Raw genomic sequence first — 24,381 nt, 5'->3', positions numbered from 1 at the left:
TCTACAAATGTAAATGAATGAATTTGAATAGTTTGTGGACGTCTGTCGCAAATGATAAAAAAATCATACTTCTGTAACAGTTTATACAATAGATGCTTTATCTTTTCGACTTTTTGTCTATTATCTCTTCGAGTAAAATTGTTTGAAACGGAAATCATTTTGAGCCGAGAAGTGAATCGGTTGATTCTCGATAGCTTTGCTGAGTATGACCAAAGTACAATTTTTAAATCATTCCCATTCTTAAAAATTACTCGAACTGACGGTATACGAAAAAATTATTTGTTAACTGTATAAATCATAGAAACAAAACCCCGAAAATGACCAATATGATTCAAAAACGGGGTTTCTTTTTTTACCTTTATGAAAACAAAAAAGTGTAACAAAATTTTATGGTGTTACACTTTTTTTGTGTTAGTGATTCGAAGTTTCGTCTGCTTTTACCTCACCTTGTAAACTCATTTCCATATCGTGATCGTATTGACAACAGTTTGGTAAATTGCTATAAGCTTCTTCACTACCAGCAACTTTATCGGTATCGTAACCCGAAGCTGCAATAGCATTGTGAATGGCATCTAAATTGGTTTTAGAATCATCAAACGATACGTTTATTTGTTTTCTTAGTTTATCCCAATCTGCTGATGCTACCCCTTCTACTTCATTTACTGCCTTTTCAATGGTATTTTTACACATACCGCAGTTACCTCGTACTCCAAAAGTTGCCGTGGTCATGGCTACTTCAGGGGTTGAAGTTTGCTCTGTTTGTGCGTTGTTTACATCGGTGTCTTTTTTAGCTTCGTTTTTACAACTTGTTAAGCCAATAGTAGCCAATATAGCTACTCCTAAAACTACTTTTTTCATGTTGAATTGATATTTAATTAGAGTTTATTGTTTCTTTTACTTCTCCACATTTTAGCATCATATCGCCAAAATACGGATTTAATACTTGTTTTTCTTTACTTAACCAATAGGCTCCTTTGTCGCTATCTGCCATAGGACAATATTGTTTATAAGTAACCTCATTGATTCCAAAAAACTGAACTGCTGTAATAAAATTGTCAGATAATGTTTTAAAATAGGTTCGTTGTACTGCCACATCGGTTGTTTTTGCTATTTCTGTGCTGCTTGACTTTAACCTATGAATTAATTGCATCCACTGTTGATGTGCTTCTTCATCTGTAAGCAACTTCATATCAACCAATGCTAAATCTTTTTGTAAATTTTCTGCTCTTGTTTTTGCTGCGTCTGCATCCGTTTTTACCAAGGCATCTTTTAAGTCGATATAACTATTGTAGGCTTTTTGCAATTGTTCTTTGAATTTTTCGGGAACTGTAAACGACGTAACTATTTCTTTGGTATGGTTCATCATAGATTTTTTCCCTTGTAACTGTGCCGATGCATCTATGGTGAACACTCCGTTAGTAACAATTTCTTCTCCCGAATTCAACCCTTTTGTTATTTGATAATTTTCTCCTACTTTTTTCCCTAAAATCACTTCACGCATTTCAAAAACAGGCTTCTCTGATTCTGGTTTTACATAGACTACCGAGCGTTTCCCTGTCCATAAAACTGAGGTAGCAGGAATACTTAACTCTTCCTCTGCAGCTGCTTGTTTAGCTGCTACCTTGCCTGTTACGAACATTCCTGGCTTAAACTTTTGGTTACTATTCTTCAATACAGCGCGTACAATTACGGTTCTTGTTTCAGGATTTAAAATAGGGTCAATAAACGAAACTTTTGCTTTAAATGTTTCATTCGGATAAGCATTGGTAGTAATTGATATCTGTTGTCCCAACTTAAAATTACTAATTTGATTTTCGTACACATCAAAATTTGCCCATACCGAACTTAAATTGGCTATTTTTAACAAGGCTTGTCCTTGACTTACATAATCTCCTTGCTCGACCAATTTTTCTGAAACTGTTCCTGACACCATAGCGTACACGGGAAAGTTTTCTTTTACCTTACTTGTTTTTTCAATTTGATTGATTTGATTTTCAGACAGCTTCCACAATTTCAACTTATTTCTAACAGCCTTATATAAAGCCGGTTGACTTTCTTTTAAAGAAACTGCTGTTAACAGTTCTTGCTGCGCTTTTACCAACTCTGGAGAATAAACCGTAGCCAACAACTGCCCTTTGTTTATTTTCTCTCCTGTAAAATTTACATATAAGCGTTCTATTCTGCCTGCAAAATAACTTACTTGTACCGCATTTGATTGCTCGTTTTCGGCTATTTTTCCTGAAAGCGTAATAACACCATCAGTACTCTTTGCGTTGCCAACCACGGTGGTTTGTACATTGGCTAATGCCATTGCGTTTTTGGTTAATTTAAATTGATTGGCTGCCAATCCTTCTGCCCAAGCTTCGGCAGGAATTAAATCCATACCACAAATAGGACAATCTCCCGCTTCGGGCTGCATAATTTGTGGATGCATCGAACAAGTCCACATTTTTTTGGTTGCTGTTGTTGTGTGATTATGCTCTTTTTCATTGCTTGATGAACCTCCAGAAAGCAACCACCCTAATAGTACCCCAGCAATTAAAATTCCTATATAAATTATATATTTTTTCATTTCTATTTATGTTTCTTTTTGATGAGTCTTCTAACAGAAGGAGAACTGGTGTACCATAGTAAAAAACCACTCAATACTGTTACCAAACCTAACAATGAAAATGTTCGTAGAATGGTAGTATTAAAATCATCTCTACCTTCATAATCCATGGTGTGCGTCATCCATAGAAAATCGAACCATCGCCAACTTCGATGTCTGACTGTTTGAAATTTTCCGTCATTAACAGACACGTATGCTTTGATATTTTCATCAGCTTTATAAGAAATTACATAGGCTGGAAGCAACTTTTCTCTGTACTCATGGTGTTTACCTACTTCAGTAATCTGCGCTACAGAAGCAACCTCTAAATTGTTTTTCATGCGATTGTTTGCAATGCACAGGGCTTCCTTTTTTGTAATTCCTTTCTTTACACTACCATCGTGTGCATTGTAAAGGCTTTTCTTATTTACCCAATAATAAGGTACCTTGGCAATATCTCTTAACTCGATCGTATGTATTTCTTCTGATGTTTTAAGTTTTGAAGGACTTATTAAATTACTGAATGATTTGGGTTTGTATTCCAGATTTTTAAAATGATCTCCATGAATTTCATCAATGTCCGTCCAACTGAAATACAATCCACTAATCGTCCACATTAAAAACTGAATTCCTAAAAACAGTCCCAAATAGCGATGTGCTTTTCTAATTTTTAACGCTGTGTATCTGTTAACCATAGTTATATTTTAACATTTCGTAATCGTAATGCATTGGCAATTACTGAAACCGAACTAAAACTCATAGCCAATGCTGCAATCATTGGCGATAATAACATTCCGAAGAAAGGATATAACAACCCAGCTGCGATGGGAATTCCTAGCGTGTTATAAATCATAGCAAAAAACAGGTTTTGTTTGATGTTTTTCATAACTGCATGACTTAGGTTTCTTGCTTTTACAATTCCTTGTAAATCGCCTTTTACTAAGGTTATCATGGCACTTTCAATAGCGACATCGGTTCCTGTACCCATAGCTATCCCCACGTCGCTTTTTGCTAAGGCAGGTGCATCGTTAATACCATCGCCTGCCATGGCAACGATGTTGCCTTTTTGCTGCAACTCTTCTACTTCTTTTAGTTTATCTTTTGGTAGCATACCTGCTTTAAAGTCGGCTAATTGTAATTCAGTAGCAACGGCTTGTGCTGTATTTTCATTATCGCCAGTAAGCATAATTACATCGATTCCTTTCTCTTGTAGTTCTTGAATGGCCTTGGCACTGGTTTCTTTTATTTTATCGCCAATCACCACATATCCTACCACGGTGCTGTCTACCGCCAAAAAGGAAACTGTTTTCCCTTGTTTCTGATACTTTTCGCCTTCTTTAAGCATTTCATCAGTGAGGTTCGCATTGCCATACGCCATCATTTTTGCATTTCCAAGAACAATTTTTTGACCGTTTACCATTCCTTCCACTCCTTTGCCCGTTACCGCACTGAACTCAGTTGCTTTTAGTGCCGCTACTTCTTGCTCTTTTGCATATTTTACGGTTGCTTCTGCTAGTGGATGTTCGCTATTGCTATTCAGAGAAACGATGTATTGAAGTACTTCTTTCTCGCTGGTAATCGTGTTAAATGACCCCACTTTTTCTACCGTCGGTTTTCCTTCGGTAATGGTTCCTGTTTTATCAATAATAAGCGTATCGACGGCATCCATTTTTTGTAAGGCTTCTGCATTTTTTATCAGCACACCGTTTTGTGCTCCTTTACCCACACCAACAGTTACTGACATTGGAGTTGCCAAACCTAATGCACAGGGGCATGCAATGATTAATACAGCGATGGCATTCACAAAACCATATACATACGATGGTTCTGGTCCCCAAATAGCCCAAACTATAAAGGTAAGGATTGAAATAACGATTACTATAGGCACAAAATAAGCAGATACTTTATCAGCTAAATTCTGAATAGGGGCACGACTTCTGCTGGCGCTGTTTACCATATCAATGATTTGAGACAATAAAGTGTCGCTTCCCACCTTCTCTGCTTTCATTAAAAAAGTCTGGTTTCCATTAATAGTTCCGCTACTTACCGCATCGCCAACCTCTTTATTTACTGGAATAGGTTCCCCTGTAATCATCGACTCATCTACCGTGGTGCTTCCCTCTGTTAATTTTCCGTCTACAGGTATTTTATCTCCTGGCTTTACTTTTAAAATATCTCCAATAACTATGGTATCGATCGATACTTCAACCTCTTCTCCATCTTCAATTTTTATAGCTTTATTTGGGGCTAATTTTAACAATTCTTTTACTGCGGAATTGGTCTTGCTATGCGCTCGTGCTTCTAACAACTGCCCTAATAGTACTAGGGTTAAAATAACCGTGGCCGCTTCAAAATACACATGTACTGCTCCTGATTCAGTTTTAAATTGCGCTGGAAAAAAATCGGGGAATAGCATTCCAAAAACACTAAACAGCCAAGAAACACCTGCTCCGATAGCAATTAGGGTAAACATATTCAGGTTTCCTGTTTTGATACTTCTATAGCCTCTTTCAAAAAACATCCAAGTTGCGTGAAACACCACAGGAATAGACAATGCAAACTGTACCCAATTCCAATATTTCTGATCCATAATTTTATATAATGGATTGTTTGGAATCATTTCGCTCATGGCTATCAAAAATATGGGCAATGTAAAAGCAACCGCCAGTTTGAATTTCTTCAACAAGTCTTTATAGGTTTTCTCTTCTGCGGAAATACTTGGTGCTACAGGCACTAAATCCATTCCGCAAATCGGGCAAGCTCCAGATGCGTCTTTTACCACTTCTGGGTGCATCGGACAAGTCCATTCTTGTGCGGTAGTTGCTCCTATTTTTTGCTCTTCAACTAAATCCATTCCACATACAGGGCAGTCGCCAGGTTTGTTGTATGTTTTATCGCCTTCGCATTGCATTGGACAATAAAAGGTTCCTGTACCAACACCTTTTGGTTTCTTCTTTTTTTCTTTTTTTATAGGAGGTAAATGTTCTAGACTATGAATGCTATACCCTTCTCCATCATTTTTTAGTGCTTCCTTAAAAACTTCGATGGGAATATGAGTAGTCATTTCGATAGTTGCCTCTGCTCTTTTCAAATCAACCGTTACTTTAGAAACTCCTGAAACCTTAGACAGTCTTTCTTCAACATGACTGCGGCATCCGTTACAAATCATTCCGTGTATATGATATATATGTTTCATTTTTATTGAGTTAGGTAGTTAATAATAGTGCTTTGTGTATAATAATTTACCGCTGATGTAATTTTATTCATTTGAAATTTTAATTGTAACTCTTGAATCGCTAACACATCGTTAAAATCGATAGTTCCTGTCTCGTAACTTTTTACTAAAATTTGCTCTGCTTTTTTTGCGCGCTCTAAATTTTTAAGTTGTGTGCGATAACTAATTACAGATGCGTTTCTATCTGAAACAGCTCTGTACAATACTGATTCTAGCGCATTATAGCGTTGTTCTTTTTGCGATAAAATCTCTTCTTGTTGTAGTTTATTTTGCTTGCTGATAGAGTTGTTTTTCTTGTTGAAAATAGGAATTGATAAAGATAGCATGGGCATTACAATATCTTTTCCGTTGTCTGGTACATTCATATCTGTTCGTTTACCAACATTAACATAATCGAGACCAAAACCAATCATCGGTTGTTTTTCTTTTTGATTTACCAATTCTGATTGTGCTACAGATGTGTATAACTTATCAAACTTTACCAATTCTGGATGTAGTTTTAAGCTGTTTGCTTGTATGTTATTTGCTCTGGTTGGCATGGGTAAACTATCAATTACCGAAATAGGTGTGTTAACATCTTGATTTAATAGTTTGTTAAATGCTTTTTGCATTCCTACAAAAGTTTCTTCTAATACTTCTTTTTCTTGTGCTAGCTCGTTTTGTCGTATTTGTAACCTCAACACATCGACGACTGAAGCTTTTCCTACTTCCACAGAAGTTAAGGCTAACTTTTCATAGGTTTGAAGTAAAACTATATTTTCGTCTACCACTTTTTGTTTTGTTCTCACTTCATAAAGTTTGTAATACGATTGTGCCACCGATGTTGCTAGCTTTCGTTTTACTACAACCATATCTTGATAGGCTGCATCTGCCAATGAAGATACGTAATTTTCTCTTGCTGTGATAGTTCCGAAAAAAGGAATCATTTGTTTTACAGATAACTTGAATTGCTGCGGACCTGTACGTGTTTCTGGGGTACTTAGAAAATATCCTGCTCCAAACTCGGTATTGGGTAAGGTGTTTACGGCTTCTTTTCTCTCTGAAATGCGCTTATACTTGGTATCAAACTGTTGTACTTCAGGATTGTTTTCTAAAGCTATGTTGATGTATTCTTGTAAATCTTGTGCGCTTGAAAAGTGAAAAACTAAAAGTGAACAACTAAAAACGAGTCCCCTTTGTAAGGGAAAAGTTATGAGTGTAAAACTACTTTTCTTTATTACATGAAAAATGACTGTTAAAAATTGTTTCATGATATTGATTTCTTTGCGGTTTTTATGGTACTTACCAACATGGCTACTAATTCCTTACACGTGGTATATAATAATTTATATCTCTTTTCTTCCATATACTTGGTATCTTTTAAAATGTCTAACCAATATAAAGTTTCGTTAGCTTCTTTTAGAGAAATACTCATTTTATGGATAAAATCTTTCTTACTTTGGGCAAATTCAGCTTCTCGTATCAAAGCTCCTATCGCAGTGCCACTTCTTAAAAGCTGTTTACTTAAAACAAACTCCTTTTTATCGGAAACTAAGTACTGAGAAAGTCTTACAGTTTCTAACGCAAATTCGTAACTTTTATCTTTTAAAACACCCATACTTAAAACCTTTACACTTTTCGCTCTTCACTTTTCGCTTTTCACTTTTAGCTTTTCGCTTTCTGTTTTAATAAAAATTCTTCTCTCCAACTGTACAATACGGGTACGATAAAATACGACGTTACATCTATAATCATTCCTCCAAAAGCAGGAATTGCCATTGGAATCATAATATCGCTTCCTCTTCCTGTTGAAGTCAATATTGGCAGCAGGGCTAAAATAGTGGTTGCGGTGGTCATTAAACAGGCTCGTATACGCTTGTTTCCTCCATACAATGCGGAGGCACGAATGGCTTCGATTGTTTGGGGTTTATCTCTTTTAAAGGTTTGCGTTAAATATGTTGCCATTACCACCCCGTCGTCGGTTGCGATTCCGAATAAAGCGATGAATCCTACCCAAACTGCGACACTTAAATTAATGGGATGCATTTGAAACAGTTCTCGCAAGTTTTCTCCAAAGACACTAAAATTTAAAAACCAGTCTTGTCCGTATAGCCACATCATGATAAATCCACCTGCAAAAGCTACCGTAATTCCTGTAAATACCATTAATGAAGTGGCTACTGAACGGAACTGAAAATACAGAATTAAAAAGATAATTAGCAAGGCGAGCGGCACCACTACCGATAGTGTTTTTTCTGCTCGCAATTGATTTTCGTACGTTCCTGTAAACTGATACGATATTCCTTTAGGAACAATCAGTTCTCCTGAGTCTATTTTTTGTTGAATTGCTTTTTGGGCAGCTTCCACCACATTGACTTCAGCATTGCCATCTAACTTATCAAACAGCACATACCCGATTAAAAAAGTATCTTCACTTTTAATCATTTGCGGCCCTTGCTCATAGCGAATCGTTGCTACTTCACTTAACGGAATTGGTCTTCCTTTAGCAACGGGTATATAAATACGTTCTAAATCCGTTGGATTCGAGCGTAATTCTCTAGGATACCGAACTCGAATTCCGTAACGTTCTCTTCCTTCTACTGTTTGCGAGAGTTGCATTCCTCCTACCGCTACTTTCAAAACATCTTGCACGGTTTGAATAGCAATTCCGTAGCGCGCTAATTTCTCTCTGTCAATATCTATTAACAAATACGGTTTTCCTACAATTCTATCAGCAAAAACAGCTTCTTTTTTAACACCTTCAACCTCTTTTAAAACGCCTTCGAGTGCTACTCCAAACGCTTCAATTTGTTTTAAATCTTGTCCTTTTACTTTAATTCCCATAGGAGCGCGCATTCCTGTTTGCAACATGACCAATCGTGTTTCAATAGGTTGCAATTTAGGCGCCGACGTTACTCCTGGTAACTTGGTTACTTTTACGATTTCATTCCAAATATCGTTAGGCGACTTGATATTTGGTCGCCAATTACGATAAAACTCACCGTCTTCATCTTCTATTAATTCATTTGAAGAAACCTCATAAAAGGCAACTTCTGACGTCTTATCTGTTAAACTAGGATTTGCTACCGTCTTACCATTTTTCAATACAAATAATCCATCCTCGTTCACTCTATAACGTTGACGTTCTCCTTCAGAATTTAACGCATATTCTGGCTTGTAGTTAATTACGTTTTCATACATGGATAAAGGTGCGGGGTCTAACGCTGAATCTGTTCTTCCTGCCTTACCTACTACCGTGGCTATTTCAGGAATATTCGCCACTGCCATGTCTAACTGCTGTAATACTCGTTTGTTTTCTTCAACTCCCGAATGGGGCATGGAAGTGGGCATCAATAAAAATGATCCTTCATTTAACGAAGGCATGAATTCTTTTCCGGTGTTTTTAAAAATAAGGAATCCGCCAATTAACACTGTTAACGGAATGGTTAAAAACAATAATTTATGGTTCAATGCCCATCTTAATATCTGGTCGTACTTTTTTTGAAGCAAACTGAAAAAGCCTAGTAATCCGAAGCAAATCAATCCTACAAACAAAAGATTGGTAATTATGCTTTTATCTACTCCTAAAGGTCTCCAATATTCTGCTAACAAACCAACAATTGCCAAGGAAGTTATAATGATATTGATGGTATTGACTGGCAGTGAAAAATGATGGTTAGAAAACGAAGCATGCACCGTATTTTTTCCTGAATAATTACTCCATAATTGTACAGCTCCGAAAGCCACGAGTACAATGCCTAACCAATATCCGTAAAAAACAGCGGTAATACCTAAGGCTATTAAAACGACATTTATAAGGTATTTCCCATTTTTCGTCAACTCCTTTTTCTTAAACAGAACAGCTGCAAAGGGTGGTATTAAAAACAAGGCTACTACAATAGCTGCTATTAAAGCAAACGTTTTGGTAAATGCCAGTGGGCGGAATAGTTTTCCTTCGGCACCAATCATGGTAAATACGGGTATAAAACTAATAATTGTTGTCATTACCGCAGTTACAATAGCACCTGAAACCTCGGCGGTAGCATTGTAAACTATTTGATTCAGAGAGAGCGGTTCCTCGTCGTTCGTATCTAATTGTGTCGCAATACTGTGGTCATTTCCTCTCTTCTCTCTCCTCTCTTCTCTCTTCTCTCTTTTCTCTATGTGACTGATGATATTTTCGGATAGTATGACGCCAACGTCTACCATGGTTCCGATAGCAATCGCAATACCCGACAAGGCTACGATATTAGCATCGACTCCGAAGGCTTTCATGGCGATAAACACCATCAATACTGCCACAGGCAACAAACCCGATATTAATACTGAAGCTCGTAAATTAAAGACCATCACTACGATTACCAAAATGGTAATCAATATTTCTAATGTTAGTGCCTCATTCAACGTGTCTAAGGTTTCATGAATCAACTCTGTTCGATCATAAAAAGCAACAATCGTTAATTGAGAAGTGCTGCCGTCTTTGAGTTTTTTACTTGGTAAACCTGCACTTAACTCTTGAATCTTCGCTTTTACATTGGTTATTACTTCTAAAGGGTTGGCTCCGTAACGTGCAACCACCACCCCTCCTACGACCTCGGCTCCTTCTTTATCTAAAATTCCTCTACGTGGTTCTGCTCCTAACGATACTTTTGCGACGTCTTTTATTCGTATGGAAGTATAATCTTTAGCTCTTACTACGGCATTTTCAATATCTGCTATTGATTTTACGTACCCTAAACCACGGACTAAATATTCTGCTTGATTGATTTCTATCGTTTGTGCTCCAATATCTTGATTACTTTGCTTTACAGCGCCTACAATTTGTTGTAGACTGATATTGTACTGACGCATCAATTCTGGCTGAACGTCTATTTGATATTCTTGAACATAGCCTCCGATGGAACTTACTTCAGATACACCATTTGCAGAAGATAGTGCGTATTTTACATAGTAATCTTGTACGCTACGTAATTCGTTTAAATCCCAACCTCCCGTTACATTGCCCTCTTCATCATGTCCTTCTAGGGTATACCAAAAAATTTGTCCCAAACCTGTTGCGTCTGGTCCAAGAGATGGACTTACGCCTTCTGGCAATACGTTATTTGGTAATGAATTTAGTTTTTCAAGAATTCGAGAGCGACTCCAATAAAAATCGACACCTTCATCAAAAATCACATAGATGCTCGACAAGCCAAACATGGAAGAACTACGAATGGTTTTTACTCCTGAAATTCCTAATAAAGAGGTGGTTAATGGGTAGGTAATTTGGTCTTCTATATCTTGTGGCGATTGTCCGTCCCACTTGGTAAAAACAATTTGTTGGTTTTCTCCAATATCTGGTATGGCATCAACGGCTACAGGGTTACTTGGTAAAAAGCCCGTATCTAAATTAAAAGGTGCGTTTACTGTTCCCCATCCTACAAATAAAATGAGTAAAATAACTGCTACCAGTTTGTTTTCTATTAAAAATTTGATGCTTTTATTGAGCATAAAGAAATGATTTTAAACAATTAAACATGGATGTTTATAAAACATCGAATACAACAAATCATCCGATTGAAATCTTCAAAAAGGACAACTAGTTATTGTTTAAAAAATCATATTAAGTATACTTCATCAAGTACGTGAATATCCCTGACGACCAGCGGAGGCTTGTAATTTTTAAAAGAAATTACTTTATCGTGAGTTCCTTCGAATAAAGTAACATAATAGTGGTAAAACGATGCAATAAATACTTGCTGATTGAAAGACAATGCATCGAAAGAAGTAATTTTTAAGGTATCTTGTCCTTCAACTACTGAAGCCACATCTTGACAACAGTTCTTTTTCATTACTGAGCAATCTTCAGACTTTGTTTCTCGCTTCATATCCATGCCGCAAGATTCAGCTTTTACAAAATAACTTGTACCCACTAACATATCTCCACAAAAGTGACTGTTAACCGTAAATGACATTGTAGAAAAAACTACAATGAATGCCATTGTGATGGATGTTATTTTATGAAATGCTTTTTTCATCTCACTCAGTGAGTTTATTAAAAATTTATCTAACGATTATTTACTTTTAACTGCTTTTCTTAAAAACCAGAAATTATAATCGTGGTTATTTTAACTGTACAAAAGTACAAAAAATTAAATTTCAAAAGTTTAAGTAATTCTTAAAACCATTTTTTATATTTAAAATACCCTAACATGCCTATTACTATTAGTAAAATAACACCCCACATTGCAAAGTACCCGCCACGATACCTTAGTTCTGGTATATATTCGAAATTTGTACCATAAATACCTGCTATGAAGCTAATGGGTATAAATACTACTGAAAATATAGTGAGAATTTTCATGATGTCGTTCAAGCGGTTGTTTACGTTCGTTGAATATACCGTAAGTTGTTCCGTCAGCATACTTTTGTAGTTTTCTACAGAATCGTGACTTCGTTGAATGAGGTCGTTCAAATCATTAAAAAAGGGTTGTTCTTTTTTTGTTATTAATTCGGTTTTCAATGCTCTAAAACTATTTATTCCCTCTCGAGCCGGTCTTATGGCTTTTCTGAAATAATTCAGTTCCATTTTATATTTGTTGATTTCTTGTAGAATATTTTTGTTCGGTTCTAGTAAAATTTTATCTTCTAAATCCTCCACTTTTTCTCCAAAAGTTTCCATCAAAAAGTTATAATTATCTACAATTACATCCAGTAAACAGTAGTTTAAATAGGTCACGTTATAGCTTCGAACTCTTCCTTTTTTATGTCGCAATCGTTCTCTTACCGACTCAAAAACATCTCCATGTCGTTCTTGAAAAGTAATCAATACATTTTTCAACAAATACATAGAAACTTGCTCTGCTTCTAGTTGTTGTTTGTCTTTGTGTAAAAACATCATTTTTATACTGGTAAAAATATACTCTTCTTCAATATCAACTTTTGGTCTTTGGTCTGTGTTTACTATATCTTCTAAAACGAGTGTATGAATATTAAATAGCTTTCCTATTTCTTCAATCAACGCTATATCATGCAATCCATCTATGTTAATCCAATTTTTTTTATACGTATTAAAGTACGTTTTCAGCTCATCTATGGTTGTCAATTCAATCTCTACAAACTCGTGTTCATCATACCCTATGAATTGTATTTTAGTTGTTTCTTCTTTTTGATTTCCAACAAAAACTGGATTTCCTGGAGCTACATCTTTGGTGTTATTTTGTTTGGCTATAAACCTTGTCATATTGCTACTTATACAAGTTTAAATAATTTGTGTAATCTTGCCAGAATAATAAGCTCTGACTTGTTTTTTCTTGCAAAAGAGCCTGCAATTTCATGTGATGCGGCTACTAAATCGTGAATTATTTTTTTAGAAAACTCCTCTTGATGCGTTACATAGTATGTTTTAAAATTTTGATAAGCCTCTTTCGACGTTGTTTTTTCTCGAATCAACGCTCTTAGCGTTTCATAAATTAATTCGCTGTCTGATTTATTTTCTGAAGCAGCCCAATTGAGCTGTACTCTTTTAACAATGCTCTTTTTTTCTTCTATACTCATGTTTTTATCGGCCATAGAAACTGCATAAAACAGGTTCGCTATACTTTTATAAAATTCTTCTGTAAACTTCATAATTACACTATTTCAGGCAAGATCAATATAGGTATTTTACTGTGAAATGCCGATTTTTTTAGCACGTTTTCATCTAACAAACGATTAAAAAAATTGTGCTTATGATTTATTAAAACCAACAACTCACTTTCTGTTTCTTCTATATGTTCTTCTAGTGTTATTGTTTCAGAATCTTTCCAGTCTAACTTTTCATACACAACATTCAACTCTTGTAACAACTCTCTTAACTTGACTTTATTTCGCTGCTGGTTTTCAGACAAAAAATTTTCTTCTGACAAACTTACAACCTCCAGCATACACTTTTTAAGCACGCATAAATTAATTAAGAATTGTAACTCTTTTATTGTAAATTTTCTTTTAAAATTAGTAGAGAATACTATTTGGTGTAATGGTTTGTACTTGTAATGCATGGGCACCACCAATATTGGACATTCATTAATTGTATTAATTATTTTCATGGCATTGGTACCAATAAATGTTTCAGCTAAACCCTTTGCCCCTTTGGTACCTGCAATAATAACATCAATATTCTTTTCTCTTACTGTATTCTTTACTGCTTTGGTTAATGAATTAGACGCTACAACATAATCGTAATTAAAATTAGCACCTTCTCTTTTTAAAACGTCAATTAAATACTTCAATTCCTCTTCAATTTCATTATCCATTTCATTAAACCACTTCTCATTTTCTTCATCACTTAACATTTCTGAGGGCTGACTTACATATACGTTTAGTAGGCAAATATTTACCTCAACTTCTTTAAACAGTTGTTTTGTATAATTCAACGCATTGATTGCTGCTCCAGAAAAATTATAGGGTATTAAAATATTTTTCATAATGATGTATAATTATGGTTTTCTACCAAATATAATTTTTTATTTTGAGATTGTATTTACAAAACCAAAAGTATATTTGTATTAAAAAAACTATAATGAAAAATCGTTTTTCAGAATTCTCTATCTACAGTCCATTTTTACAATTCTTACTTTTAATAATTGTACTGTTTTTTTTAATTCATCTTACTAAAAAGCTTACGCGATCGTATATTGTAAAAAATGCTATTGAGCCTCATAGGAGAAAATTAATCTTGAACCTCAGTTACTTTTTATATTATACCCTAGCTCTCTTTATTTCATTAATTATTTTTGGTATCAATTTTAAAGAGGTGATTGTTTTTGCATCTTCAATACTTGCCGTGTTGGGAGTTGGTTTTTTTGCGCAATGGTCTATTTTATCCAATCTAACAGCGAGTATTATTTTATTTTTTTATCATCCTATGCGCATAGGTGACACCATAAAAATTATAGATAAAGATTTCGACTTGCAAGGTACCGTTAAAAACATAACTGGCTTTTATGTTTTGTTATATATGCCTGATGAAAAAAGAGAAATTACCATACCAAACACCATTATTTTGTATAAAGGAATTGAGTTAATAAAGAAACAAAAAAATAGCTAAACAGCTGTAAGTTAATTTTTTAAAAAAATAAAAAAAAGTTTGTGGTATTAAAAAATAGTTTACATTTACCTCATCTTATTATATAAGTCAAAATGTTATGTTTTACTTATTTCGGCAATAGCTTTTACAGGAAGATAGTAAGTTATTTAGTGTTTGAGAAACACAACCGAAAAATTAAGGTTTCTTCCTACTCTCAATACTCTCTACCACTGAATTTTTATAAACAGTGCGGTGATTGTTTAGCTTTAAGAGTCTGACTATTCCATTTATTTTGGTTTTAACACTTTGTTACAATCCGACAAAGCTTGTTATACATCTTATTTAAAAGTTTTGGCACACACCTTAACTACTGAATGATTTTCTGTATCGAACATACAGATTCAACTAAAATAATAATGAATACTAAATATAAAGACTTAATAGAACAAACATTTGATTTTCCGCAAGAGGAATTTCATACAGTAAACAATAATTTATTTTTTCACGACATCGATATGATGGAATTGGTGAAGCAATACGGAGCTCCGTTAAAATTCACCTACTTACCTAAAATATCAGAAAATATAAACAGGGCTAAAAACTGGTTCAACGAAGCTATAAAAAAGCACAACTATCAAGGTGTATACAACTACAGCTACTGTACTAAAAGCTCGCACTTTAAATATGTGTTAGACGAAGCTTTAAAAAATGACATCCACATTGAAACATCGTCTGCTTTTGATATTGATATTGTAAAATCATTAAAAAAAGAAGGAAAACTAAGCGACGATGCTTATGTATTGTGTAACGGTTTTAAACGCGACCAATACATTGCCAATATCGTGAGCTTAATTGATGGCGGACACACAAATTGCATCCCTATAATAGACAATTATGAGGAATTGAATCTACTGCTAGATGAAACTAGAAGTAAATTTAATGTAGGAATTCGCATCGCTTCTGAAGAAGAACCTAAGTTTGAATTTTATACCAGTCGCTTAGGAATTGGTTACAAAAATATTGTATCTTTCTACGAACGTGAAATTGCCAACAATCCGCAAGTAGAATTGAAGATGTTACACTTCTTTATCAATACAGGTATTAGAGACAATGCTTATTACTGGAATGAGCTATCAAAATGTCTACGAGTATATACCAAACTTAAAGAAGTATGCCCTAGTTTAGACAGCTTAAATATTGGCGGAGGCTTTCCTATTAAAAACTCTCTAGCATTTGATTACGACTATGCGTATATGGTCGATGAAATTATTAACCAAATAAACCTAGCTTGTAAAGAAGCTGGTGTAGAGGTTCCTAATATTTTTACTGAATTTGGTAGTTTTACCGTAGGTGAATCAGGAGGGGCTGTCTATGAAGTACTATACCAAAAAAAACAAAACGATCGTGAAAAATGGAATATGATTAACTCATCTTTCATTACCACCTTACCCGATTCTTGGGCGATTAACAAACGTTTTATCATGCTTCCTCTTAACAAATGGAATCATCGATACGAACGCGTTTTATTAGGCGGTTTAACTTGTGATAGTGATGACTACTACAACTCAGAGCAGCATATAAACGGAATTTACTTACCTGTATACGAAAAAGAGAGTCCGCTATACATCGGTTTTTTTAACACAGGTGCTTATCAAGAAACTATAGGTGGTTTTGGCGGATTACAACACTGTTTAATACCAACCCCGAAACATATATTAATTGACAAAAACGAAAATGGTGATTTAACCACTAAATTATTTAAAGAACAACAAAAAAGCGAAGAGTTATTATCAATTTTAGGATACTAGTAAAAACATTAACATGAAAAAAAGAAACTACGCAGGAATACCTGACCAATACGCAAAATTAGAAAACGCCAAAGTAGTATTAATTCCAGTTCCTTACGACGGAACTAGTACTTGGCAAAAAGGAGCTGACAAAGGTCCAGATGCATTTTTAGATGCCTCTGAAAATATGGAATTATACGATATAGAAACCGATAGCGAAGTATATAAAGAAGGAATTTATTTAGCCGATGCTGTTACAGAAAACGCTTCTCCTGAAGCTATGGTAGAAGCAGTACATACAGCAACTAAAAAATACATTAACAAAAATAAGTTTGTAACACTTTTTGGTGGAGAACATTCTATTTCTATCGGTACTATCCGTGCTTTTAACGAATGTTTTAACAACTTAACAGTGTTACATATCGATGCGCATGCCGATTTACGCAAAGAATACGAAGGTAGTTCATGCAACCATGCTTGTGCTGTATATGAAGCAAGTCAAACGACCAATTTAGTACAAGTAGGTATTCGTAGTATGGACATATCAGAAAAGTCTTCTATGAACACAGACAAAGTCTTTTTTGCACACGATATGGCAGTAAATGAATATTGGATGGATGAAGTTATCGACCAATTAACTGGTAATGTTTTTATCACGTTTGATTTAGATGCTATCGACCCATCACTATTGCCAAGTACAGGAACACCAGAACCAGGAGGGTTATTTTACTACGAAACCTTAGAGTTTTTAAGAAGAGTTTTTACCCAAAGAAATGTCGTTGGTTTTGATATTGTAGAGCTATGCCCTAATGAAAATGAGAAATCATCAGACTTTTTAGCTGCTAAATTATACTATAAAATGCTGAGTTATAAATTCTCTTCTACCATGGAAGATGAAGAAGATTACGATGATGACGAAAACTCTCCATTTAACAAATTAGCAAAGTTTAAAAGCGACGACGACGATTATTAAAATGTACTTGCAAACAATTGCATATCATCTTGAAAAACGAATAGCACTTGGTGCTATTCGCTCACAGTTTGAATCGTATGAGCTAATAAAAAGAGAACATTCTTTTTTGCTATATAAAATTACAAACAACTCGTATATTTATATAAAAGATTACGGAAGTGTTGTTTTTATGAACTGTGCAGATGATTTCATACATCAAACTGTTCGTTTTTTAATCAACAAAGAAAAGTCAGTTATCAATAATTTACCTTCAGAAAAGTACCAAATCTCTTTTTCTGAAACGATTGAAGTTGACTTTGGAACTATTCAAATTAAAGAATTAAACGATGATGTGGCACATATCATTATGCTAAACCTAGCACAATCGGTAGCATTGATGAATTATGTAAATAAAACATCTGATTTACACGACAAAACTTTAGTGTATTCAAAGCAATTAGAAAAAACAGGAAGTTTTAAACTTTCTAAAATTCAAATGAGAAAATTCATTGGTAAAACCATGAATTTAAAAAACAACATTGCTGAAAATCTGTTTGTTTTTGACTCACCAGATGTCGCTTGGAATAACAAAGATTTGTCTGATTTAGATTACAAGTTAAAAGATGAATTAGACATCGTAAAACGTCATCAAGGAATTGAAAATAGTTTAAATGTAATTAAAGAAAATTTAGATTTGTTCAACGATATACTACAGCACAAATATAGTAGCATGTTAGAGTGGATTATTATTATTTTAATCCTCTTTGAAGTGATACAAGTTATTGTTGAAAAATTAATTTAAAAAACATACAATGAACAAACCTATAACTAATTTTATAGAAAAATACTTCTTACACTTTAATGCTGCAGCGTTGGTAGATGCTGCCAAAGGGTATGAAGCACAACTAGAGCAAGGCTCTAAAATGTTAGTATCATTGGCTGGTGCTATGAGTACAGCAGAGTTAGGGAAAATTTTTGCTGAAATGATTCGTCAAGATAAAGTACATATTATTTCGTGTACAGGAGCCAATCTTGAAGAAGACATTATGAATCTGGTAGCCCACTCACACTATAAAAGAGTGCCAAACTATCGTGATTTAACTCCACAAGACGAGTGGGACTTGTTATTAAAAGGGTTAAATCGCGTTACCGACACCTGCATTCCTGAAGAAGAGGCGTTTAGACGCTTGCAAAAGCATATTTTCAAGATTTGGAAAGATGCCGAAGAAGCTGGTGAACGTTATTTTCCGCACGAATTTATGTACAAACTGTTACTTTCTGGAGTTTTAGAAGAATATTACGAAATCGATTTGAAAGACTCTTGGATGTATGCCGCAGCAGAAAAAAACTTGCCTATTGTTGTTCCAGGATGGGAAGATAGTACTATGGGAAATATTTTTGCTTCCTATATAGTAAAAGGAGAGTTAAAAGCTTCTACTGTAAAATCAGGAATCGAATACATGACATTCTTAGCAGATTGGTATACTGAAAACTCAGAAAATGGGATCGGATTTTTCCAAATTGGAGGAGGAATCGCTGGAGATTTCCCAATTTGTGTAGTGCCCATGTTATACCAAGATTTAGAAAGAGAAGACACTCCGTTTTGGAGTTATTTCTGTCAAATTTCAGATTCTACCACCAGTTATGGTTCGTACTCAGGAGCAGTTCCGAACGAGAAAATTACTTGGGGAAAACTAGATATTGACACTCCTAAGTTTATTATAGAAAGTGATGCAACGATTGTTGCTCCGTTAATATTTGCTTATTTATTAAAAATGTAACCTTATGAAAAGAGTTATTGTAGACTATGCTAAGTTAACTACCGATATTTTAGATTTATTGGTAGAGAGGTATCCTGACGGGTACGATCATTCAGACATTATTTCCTTTAAAAATAGTAAAGGAGAAACAGTAAAAGCTGTAGAAGTAAATACTGAAGACACTCTTTTTTTAGTAAAAATAAGTTCTCAGTTACAACAAACCATGGAAGATTATGATGGTGATGATAGTGATGACGGTGACGATGATACTTTTGATGAAATAGAAATAACAGATGATTTTGATAAAGAATAAATAGTAAATTGTATGTAAACCATGGCTTATTATAACTCACAACAAACAGTTACATTAGTCGGCGTTTATCAAGGATACACAAACGGCTATTATGTTTTTGAACTAGAAAACGGAGACATTATTGATTTTGAACAAATCAATAAAAAAAATCTTGAGCATTGGGATTTGAAATCATCAACATACAAAAACAAAAATTTTGAAATTACTTATAAAGAAATTTTTGACGATTTAGATGATGAAGATCTTGTAATTTTTAAGCTAGAAAATTTACAGTTGCTTTAAAAAAATCCCATTCTGAGAAGAATGGGATTTTACTTTTTATAAGATATTCAGTATCAATTTATACTCGTCTAAATCAATTTTACCACTAAAAATTCGTGTGGTTTTAGCAATAATCTCCTCTGCCTTTTGTTGTGAAAAACCAAGCTGAATCGCATACCTTAAAATTAATTTCAACTCAGTCTCATCTATTTCATGATCTGAATAAATTATTTTAAATAAATCAAGCAAACGCTCTAATCTATCATCTGTTTTTGCTTGAGGTACTACAGGGTATTTTTTAGAATTTTTTGTTATTTCTTTATATTCTGCTTCGGTTATATCTAACTTTCTTGCAAACCTGTTTACCAATTTTTTCTCATCATCATTCAAATCACCATCAATGGTAGCTAAATTAACAATAGCACTAAAATGTGCTATATTATTTCTGTGGTTACTCGACTCGTATAAATCTACAATACTCATAATTATTCTATCTTTTTTATTGATTGAAGTACAGGGGTTTCAACTTCATCGTCTAACACTTTGAAGTCATACGTAATTTCAAACACCTCACCTATAAAAGTATCATCTTGTAAATTATGTACTTTTAATAGTTCTTCTGATATTGTTTCAAAGGTAATTACGTCTTCATCGCCCTCTTCGTTTTCAAATGAAAAAGTATAACCATACTCGTCGTAACCTTGAAAAGTTGCAACAATTTTTATAGGGTCAATAAATTTATTTTGCTTCGTAGTTAGAGCGAAACTTACTCCAACAAATAATATAAAAACAGTTTTTACAATTGTGTATTTCATCTTCTTTAAAATTTTTAATCAACAAACTTCTTATCTTGGAAATTAACCACAACAAGTCCAAGCCTCTTTTAGCAAAAACTAGCTTTTAGCGATGCTCGTGGTATTTAAAGAAAATGATATTACATAGGCTTTTGTCATTACTATTCTACCTACATAATGATACATTATTTTTCATTCTTTTTTTACAGGATTCTAATATTTTTTAGTTAAAAAATAAACAATTAAAAAAGACCTTAAGCTTTCACTTAAGGCCTTTTCGTCTAACCAAACTTAGTATAAAAACTAACTACTACTATTTTTAACCCTGTAAAAACTTCTCCTTTCAATTGTAACTGTCAAAGAGAAGTTTTGTTTTTAAAAGGGGTATATTTTATAACTTCTTTATTTTTGTCTACACTATTAAGACACACTATTTTTTATTTGGTCACGTAACGGCAAAAAAAAACTCAAAAAAGTTTTTTTTTGAGTTTTTTTAATACAAATATTTTTTTAAAATTATTCGGTGTTCTGGTATCGATTTATCGTAGTTACTAACCAATAACTCTAGTATTTCTGGAGGTTCTTTACCTATATATTCTTTTGATGTATATTTTGAAATATATAAATTATATGTTGACTTATTTTTTTCAAAAATTAAAAAATGCTGCTCATTTAATTCTGAAAAACTAATTTCATCTCCCTGAAATGTACCAGAATTGTCTTTAAAAAATGCTGAAAATTCGTAATACTTAAAAACGTTTTCCATTCTTACACAATCTCTGCTGATAAACCTAACTCTAATAATTTAGTGCATCTAGGTTCTAAATCTTTGTATTCTCCTGTTTTAACCGAACACTTTCCTTTATAATGTACTAACATAGTACATTGTTCTGCTTGCTCTAAAGTATGGTCACACACTGTTACAAGACTATCAATTACAAAGTCAAAGGTATTTACATCATCATTGTGCAAAACAATTTCGTGCTTTCTTGTTTCATTTAATAAAACATCAAGCTCTTCTTGAATTTTTTCTATCGTACTCATTTGTTTTATTTTTGATATTGCAAAGCTACCCAATTATTTCTTTTTATGGTATTTTTTAATGTTAAACCATATTTAGAAACCTCATTATCAATTACTGGGATATCTTCACTGTAAAATCCACTTAATAATAATACTCCTTTTTCGTTTAAACAACTTGTATAGGTTTGCATGTCATTTAACAAAATATTGCGATTAATATTTGCTATGATAATATCGTATTTTTTTCCTTCTAAAAGCGCTGCATCTCCTTCGTACACTGAAATATGTTTGCACCTATTCCTCTTAACATTTTCTATCGAATTTTCGTAACACCAACTATCAATATCAATAGCATCAATAGGTTGCGCCCCTTTCATTTCAGCAAAAATTGCTAAAATTCCTGTTCCACACCCCATATCGAGCACTTTTTTACCAGTTACATCTATATTTAGCAAGTGTTGTACCATCATGTGTGTGGTTTCATGATGCCCTGTACCAAAACTCATTTTGGGTTCGATAACTATATCGTATGGTAAATTCGGATTTTCATGAAATGGCGCTCTAATACTTACTAAATTATCGACCTGAATGGGGTTAAAGTTTTTTTCCCATTCTGCATTCCAGTTTGTTTGTTCAATTTCTTTATGCTCGTATTGAATAGAAAATTCTTTAGAATTTAATACAAATACATCCTCTAAAATAGTAGGAGTCCAGTCATTTTTTTGAATATACGCAACCACTCCATCTTCATTTTCTACAAAACTTTCAAATCCTACGCCCCCTAACTCAGCTATTAAGATTTCGGTTGTGGGTTCTTTAGGACTTGTTTTAAAAGTATATTCTATATAAATATTATCCATTAAATTGATTTAACGATTGCTGCAAAATCCTCTGCTTTTAGGGCTGCTCCACCAATTAAGCCTCCATCGACATCTGGCTTAGAAAAAATTTCTTTTGCATTTGCTGGTTTCACGCTACCCCCATATAAAATTGAAATAGCATCGGCTGTTTCAGCTCCATACGCTTTGGTAAACAGTTCTCTTACAAAAGCATGCATTTCTTGCGCTTGTTCTGGCGATGCTGTTTCTCCTGTTCCAATCGCCCAAACAGGCTCATAAGCCAAAATAATATGTTTAAAATCTTCTGCTTTTAGATGAAATAATGCTTTTTTAAGCTGATTTTCAACAATTGTAAAATGATTTTCAGATTTTCTATCTTCTAATAGTTCTCCAAAACAAAAAATAACCTCTAACTCATTTTCTAAAGCAGCTGCTACCTTTTGAGCCAATAGCTCATCGGTTTCTCCAAAGTACTCTCTACGCTCAGAGTGTCCTAGAATTATAATACCAACACCTAAACCTGTTAACATATCGGCAGAAATTTCTCCTGTAAAAGCGCCATTTTTAGATTGGTGCATATTTTGCGCTGCTACTTCTATAGCTGACTTTTTAGTTTTTTTTACTGCATTATGTAGATTTACAAAACTTGGGGCAATAATTACTCTGGTATTTTCTTCTAAACCTGTTTTTACTTCCTTCTTTATCTCCTTAATAAGTTCTTTTGCTTCACTAAGGTTTTTATTCATTTTCCAGTTACCTGCTACTATTTTTTGTCTCACGTCTATTGTTTTTTTTCTGGTTACTAATTATATGTGTGCAAAATTACATTATTTCTAGGCTTTTACGAATTAAATTATCGGTGGCTTTTGTTGCATTGAAAACAATTATTTTTCCGTTCTCATTAACTACTAAAAATCTCGGAATCCAATTTAAGTCTAAAAACTTACCAAAACTCCCTTCCCAACCTGATTGCATAAAATAATGGTCTCCTTCTATTTTTAAGCGTTCGATACCGTTCTTCCAATCTGTTTTGTTTCTGTCTAAGGATAAAAAAACATAGGCTGCTTCTTTATATTCTCCTTGAATTTTTTGTATTTCGGGAATGCTTTTTAAACAATCTGGGCACCAAGAAGCCCAAACATCTATCACTATTTTTTTGCCTTTGTGTTTTTCTAAAATTGTATTGAACGTACTTTCTTTCCCTTCCAAAGAAATAAAAACATCCTCCAAAGCTTCTGTTGAAAACTGACCTGGATTTTCTTTTGAGCATCCTAACATGCTTATTCCTATAAAAACTACTAGAACTATTTTCTTCATATTACTGTGCTTTGTTGTGGAGTTTATCTGACACTTTTGATGATTTGTACACGCTAATTTTTCCTTCTTCATCTATTATTAAAAACCGTGGAATCGTTTTTAATTTTAAAAACTCACCTAGTTCCCCTTTTCCTTTCTTTGGAATATAATAATGTTGTCCTTTTACAGGAATACTTTCCAAACCTCTTTTCCAATCATGGTATGAATGGTCTACCGATAAAAAAACATACTCAAGTGCTGGATTCTTCTGCTGAAATAACAAAACATCTTCAAAACTGCGTTGGCTATAAGGGCAGTACGATGCAAAGATTTGTACAAAGGTTTTCTTTCCTTTATTCTGTTCTAAAACTTCCTTAAATGAAATTGAGGTTCTTTCTAAAGTTAACAATTCTTCATTCAAAGATGCAGCAGTGAATTGTTTGGGCTGAAAAACAGCACAACCAGACAACAAAACTAAAGCGATTATTAAATATAAATTTCTCATG

At 33.9% G+C, this 24,381-nt stretch carries 26 protein-coding genes; 7 read left to right on the top strand and 19 right to left on the bottom strand.

The annotated features are described in order from the left end of the window. Positions 1 to 411: 411 nt before the first annotated feature. From P8625_RS14255 to P8625_RS14205, 11 genes are all read right to left on the bottom strand, one after another. Positions 412 to 858 carry a heavy-metal-associated domain-containing protein gene (locus P8625_RS14255; protein ID WP_279651108.1) on the bottom strand — a complete coding sequence of 149 codons (447 nt, stop codon included), beginning with the start codon at positions 856 to 858 and terminating at the stop codon, positions 412 to 414. A gap of 13 nt (positions 859 to 871) precedes the next feature. Beyond that, positions 872 to 2,572: an efflux RND transporter periplasmic adaptor subunit gene (locus P8625_RS14250; protein WP_279651107.1), complete on the bottom strand. Its 1,701-nt coding sequence runs from the start codon at positions 2,570 to 2,572 to the stop codon at positions 872 to 874. A 2-nt stretch (positions 2,573 to 2,574) separates the two neighbouring features. Further along, positions 2,575 to 3,285 (bottom strand): PepSY domain-containing protein, encoded by a 711-nt coding sequence (locus tag P8625_RS14245; protein WP_279651106.1) that lies wholly within the window; start codon positions 3,283 to 3,285, stop codon positions 2,575 to 2,577. Positions 3,286 to 3,287: 2 nt separating this feature from the next. Beyond that, positions 3,288 to 5,786, bottom strand: a complete 2,499-nt coding sequence (locus P8625_RS14240; RefSeq protein ID WP_279651105.1) for a heavy metal translocating P-type ATPase — start codon at positions 5,784 to 5,786, stop codon at positions 3,288 to 3,290. A 2-nt stretch (positions 5,787 to 5,788) separates the two neighbouring features. Then, positions 5,789 to 7,075: a TolC family protein gene (locus P8625_RS14235; RefSeq protein ID WP_279651104.1), complete on the bottom strand. Its 1,287-nt coding sequence runs from the start codon at positions 7,073 to 7,075 to the stop codon at positions 5,789 to 5,791. Then, positions 7,072 to 7,422, bottom strand: coding sequence for a four helix bundle protein (locus P8625_RS14230; protein ID WP_279651103.1), 351 nt, complete (start codon positions 7,420 to 7,422; stop codon positions 7,072 to 7,074). The genes P8625_RS14235 and P8625_RS14230 overlap by 4 nt, the downstream gene beginning before the upstream one ends. Before the next feature lie 47 nt (positions 7,423 to 7,469). Next, a complete protein-coding gene (locus P8625_RS14225; RefSeq protein WP_279651102.1) occupies positions 7,470 to 11,294 on the bottom strand; it encodes an efflux RND transporter permease subunit in 3,825 nt (1,274 codons plus the stop codon). Between the two features lie 107 nt (positions 11,295 to 11,401). Then, positions 11,402 to 11,821: an HYC_CC_PP family protein gene (locus tag P8625_RS14220; protein WP_279651101.1), complete on the bottom strand. Its 420-nt coding sequence runs from the start codon at positions 11,819 to 11,821 to the stop codon at positions 11,402 to 11,404. A 140-nt stretch (positions 11,822 to 11,961) separates the two neighbouring features. After that, positions 11,962 to 13,026 carry a magnesium/cobalt transporter CorA gene (corA, locus tag P8625_RS14215; RefSeq protein ID WP_279651100.1) on the bottom strand — a complete coding sequence of 355 codons (1,065 nt, stop codon included), beginning with the start codon at positions 13,024 to 13,026 and terminating at the stop codon, positions 11,962 to 11,964. A gap of 8 nt (positions 13,027 to 13,034) precedes the next feature. Next, positions 13,035 to 13,412, bottom strand: coding sequence for a hypothetical protein (locus tag P8625_RS14210; protein WP_279651099.1), 378 nt, complete (start codon positions 13,410 to 13,412; stop codon positions 13,035 to 13,037). Between the two features lie 2 nt (positions 13,413 to 13,414). Continuing rightward, positions 13,415 to 14,248, bottom strand: a complete 834-nt coding sequence (locus P8625_RS14205) for a universal stress protein (protein ID WP_279651098.1) — start codon at positions 14,246 to 14,248, stop codon at positions 13,415 to 13,417. 95 nt (positions 14,249 to 14,343) lie between these two features. Here P8625_RS14205 and P8625_RS14200 point away from each other — a divergent pair, with 95 nt between their 5' ends. The 7 genes from P8625_RS14200 (at position 14,344) to P8625_RS14170 (ending at position 19,944) form a co-directional block, all read left to right on the top strand. Beyond that, complete coding sequence (locus P8625_RS14200) at positions 14,344 to 14,871, top strand: mechanosensitive ion channel domain-containing protein (protein ID WP_279651097.1); 528 nt, start codon at positions 14,344 to 14,346, stop codon at positions 14,869 to 14,871. Between the two features lie 395 nt (positions 14,872 to 15,266). Then, on the top strand, positions 15,267 to 16,658 hold the full coding sequence (locus P8625_RS14195) for an arginine decarboxylase (protein ID WP_279651096.1): 1,392 nt from the start codon (positions 15,267 to 15,269) through the stop codon (positions 16,656 to 16,658). A 13-nt stretch (positions 16,659 to 16,671) separates the two neighbouring features. Further along, the gene (gene speB / locus P8625_RS14190) at positions 16,672 to 17,610 is read left to right on the top strand and encodes an agmatinase (RefSeq protein ID WP_279651095.1); all 939 of its coding nucleotides are present in this window, start codon (positions 16,672 to 16,674) and stop codon (positions 17,608 to 17,610) included. 7 nt (positions 17,611 to 17,617) lie between these two features. Next, positions 17,618 to 18,391, top strand: coding sequence for an RMD1 family protein (locus P8625_RS14185; protein ID WP_279651094.1), 774 nt, complete (start codon positions 17,618 to 17,620; stop codon positions 18,389 to 18,391). A 10-nt stretch (positions 18,392 to 18,401) separates the two neighbouring features. Continuing rightward, positions 18,402 to 19,370, top strand: coding sequence for a deoxyhypusine synthase family protein (locus P8625_RS14180; protein WP_279651093.1), 969 nt, complete (start codon positions 18,402 to 18,404; stop codon positions 19,368 to 19,370). A 4-nt stretch (positions 19,371 to 19,374) separates the two neighbouring features. Next, on the top strand, positions 19,375 to 19,662 hold the full coding sequence (locus tag P8625_RS14175; protein ID WP_279651092.1) for a hypothetical protein: 288 nt from the start codon (positions 19,375 to 19,377) through the stop codon (positions 19,660 to 19,662). Positions 19,663 to 19,683: 21 nt separating this feature from the next. Beyond that, entirely contained in the window at positions 19,684 to 19,944 is a 261-nt protein-coding gene (locus P8625_RS14170) for a hypothetical protein (RefSeq protein ID WP_279651091.1), read from the top strand. A 36-nt stretch (positions 19,945 to 19,980) separates the two neighbouring features. On the opposite strand, the gene P8625_RS14165 is transcribed toward P8625_RS14170, so the two are convergent. The 8 genes from P8625_RS14165 to P8625_RS14130 all read right to left on the bottom strand — a co-directional run bounded on the left by P8625_RS14165 (position 19,981) and on the right by P8625_RS14130 (position 24,380). Next, positions 19,981 to 20,406, bottom strand: coding sequence for a tellurite resistance TerB family protein (locus P8625_RS14165; protein ID WP_279651090.1), 426 nt, complete (start codon positions 20,404 to 20,406; stop codon positions 19,981 to 19,983). Between the two features lie 2 nt (positions 20,407 to 20,408). Beyond that, positions 20,409 to 20,738, bottom strand: a complete 330-nt coding sequence (locus tag P8625_RS14160; protein ID WP_279651089.1) for a hypothetical protein — start codon at positions 20,736 to 20,738, stop codon at positions 20,409 to 20,411. A 472-nt stretch (positions 20,739 to 21,210) separates the two neighbouring features. Further along, the gene (locus P8625_RS14155) at positions 21,211 to 21,483 is read right to left on the bottom strand and encodes a hypothetical protein (RefSeq protein ID WP_279651088.1); all 273 of its coding nucleotides are present in this window, start codon (positions 21,481 to 21,483) and stop codon (positions 21,211 to 21,213) included. A gap of 2 nt (positions 21,484 to 21,485) precedes the next feature. Then, a complete protein-coding gene (locus P8625_RS14150) occupies positions 21,486 to 21,761 on the bottom strand; it encodes an ATP-dependent Clp protease adaptor ClpS (RefSeq protein ID WP_279651087.1) in 276 nt (91 codons plus the stop codon). A gap of 5 nt (positions 21,762 to 21,766) precedes the next feature. After that, positions 21,767 to 22,600 (bottom strand): 50S ribosomal protein L11 methyltransferase, encoded by an 834-nt coding sequence (gene prmA, locus P8625_RS14145; RefSeq protein WP_279651086.1) that lies wholly within the window; start codon positions 22,598 to 22,600, stop codon positions 21,767 to 21,769. Further along, complete coding sequence (gene tpiA / locus P8625_RS14140; protein WP_279651085.1) at positions 22,600 to 23,358, bottom strand: triose-phosphate isomerase; 759 nt, start codon at positions 23,356 to 23,358, stop codon at positions 22,600 to 22,602. The genes prmA and tpiA overlap by 1 nt, the downstream gene beginning before the upstream one ends. Positions 23,359 to 23,401: 43 nt before the next feature. Continuing rightward, a complete protein-coding gene (locus P8625_RS14135) occupies positions 23,402 to 23,896 on the bottom strand; it encodes a TlpA family protein disulfide reductase (RefSeq protein WP_279651084.1) in 495 nt (164 codons plus the stop codon). Between the two features lies 1 nt (position 23,897). Next, positions 23,898 to 24,380: a TlpA family protein disulfide reductase gene (locus P8625_RS14130; protein WP_279651083.1), complete on the bottom strand. Its 483-nt coding sequence runs from the start codon at positions 24,378 to 24,380 to the stop codon at positions 23,898 to 23,900. Position 24,381: the final 1 nt, after the last annotated feature.

It is taken from the genome of Tenacibaculum tangerinum, assembly GCF_029853675.1.
Classification (GTDB): Bacteria; Bacteroidota; Bacteroidia; order Flavobacteriales; family Flavobacteriaceae; genus Polaribacter; species Polaribacter tangerinum_A.
Note: the sequence above shows the minus strand (reverse complement) of the source record. Positions and strands in the feature narration are given on the sequence as shown.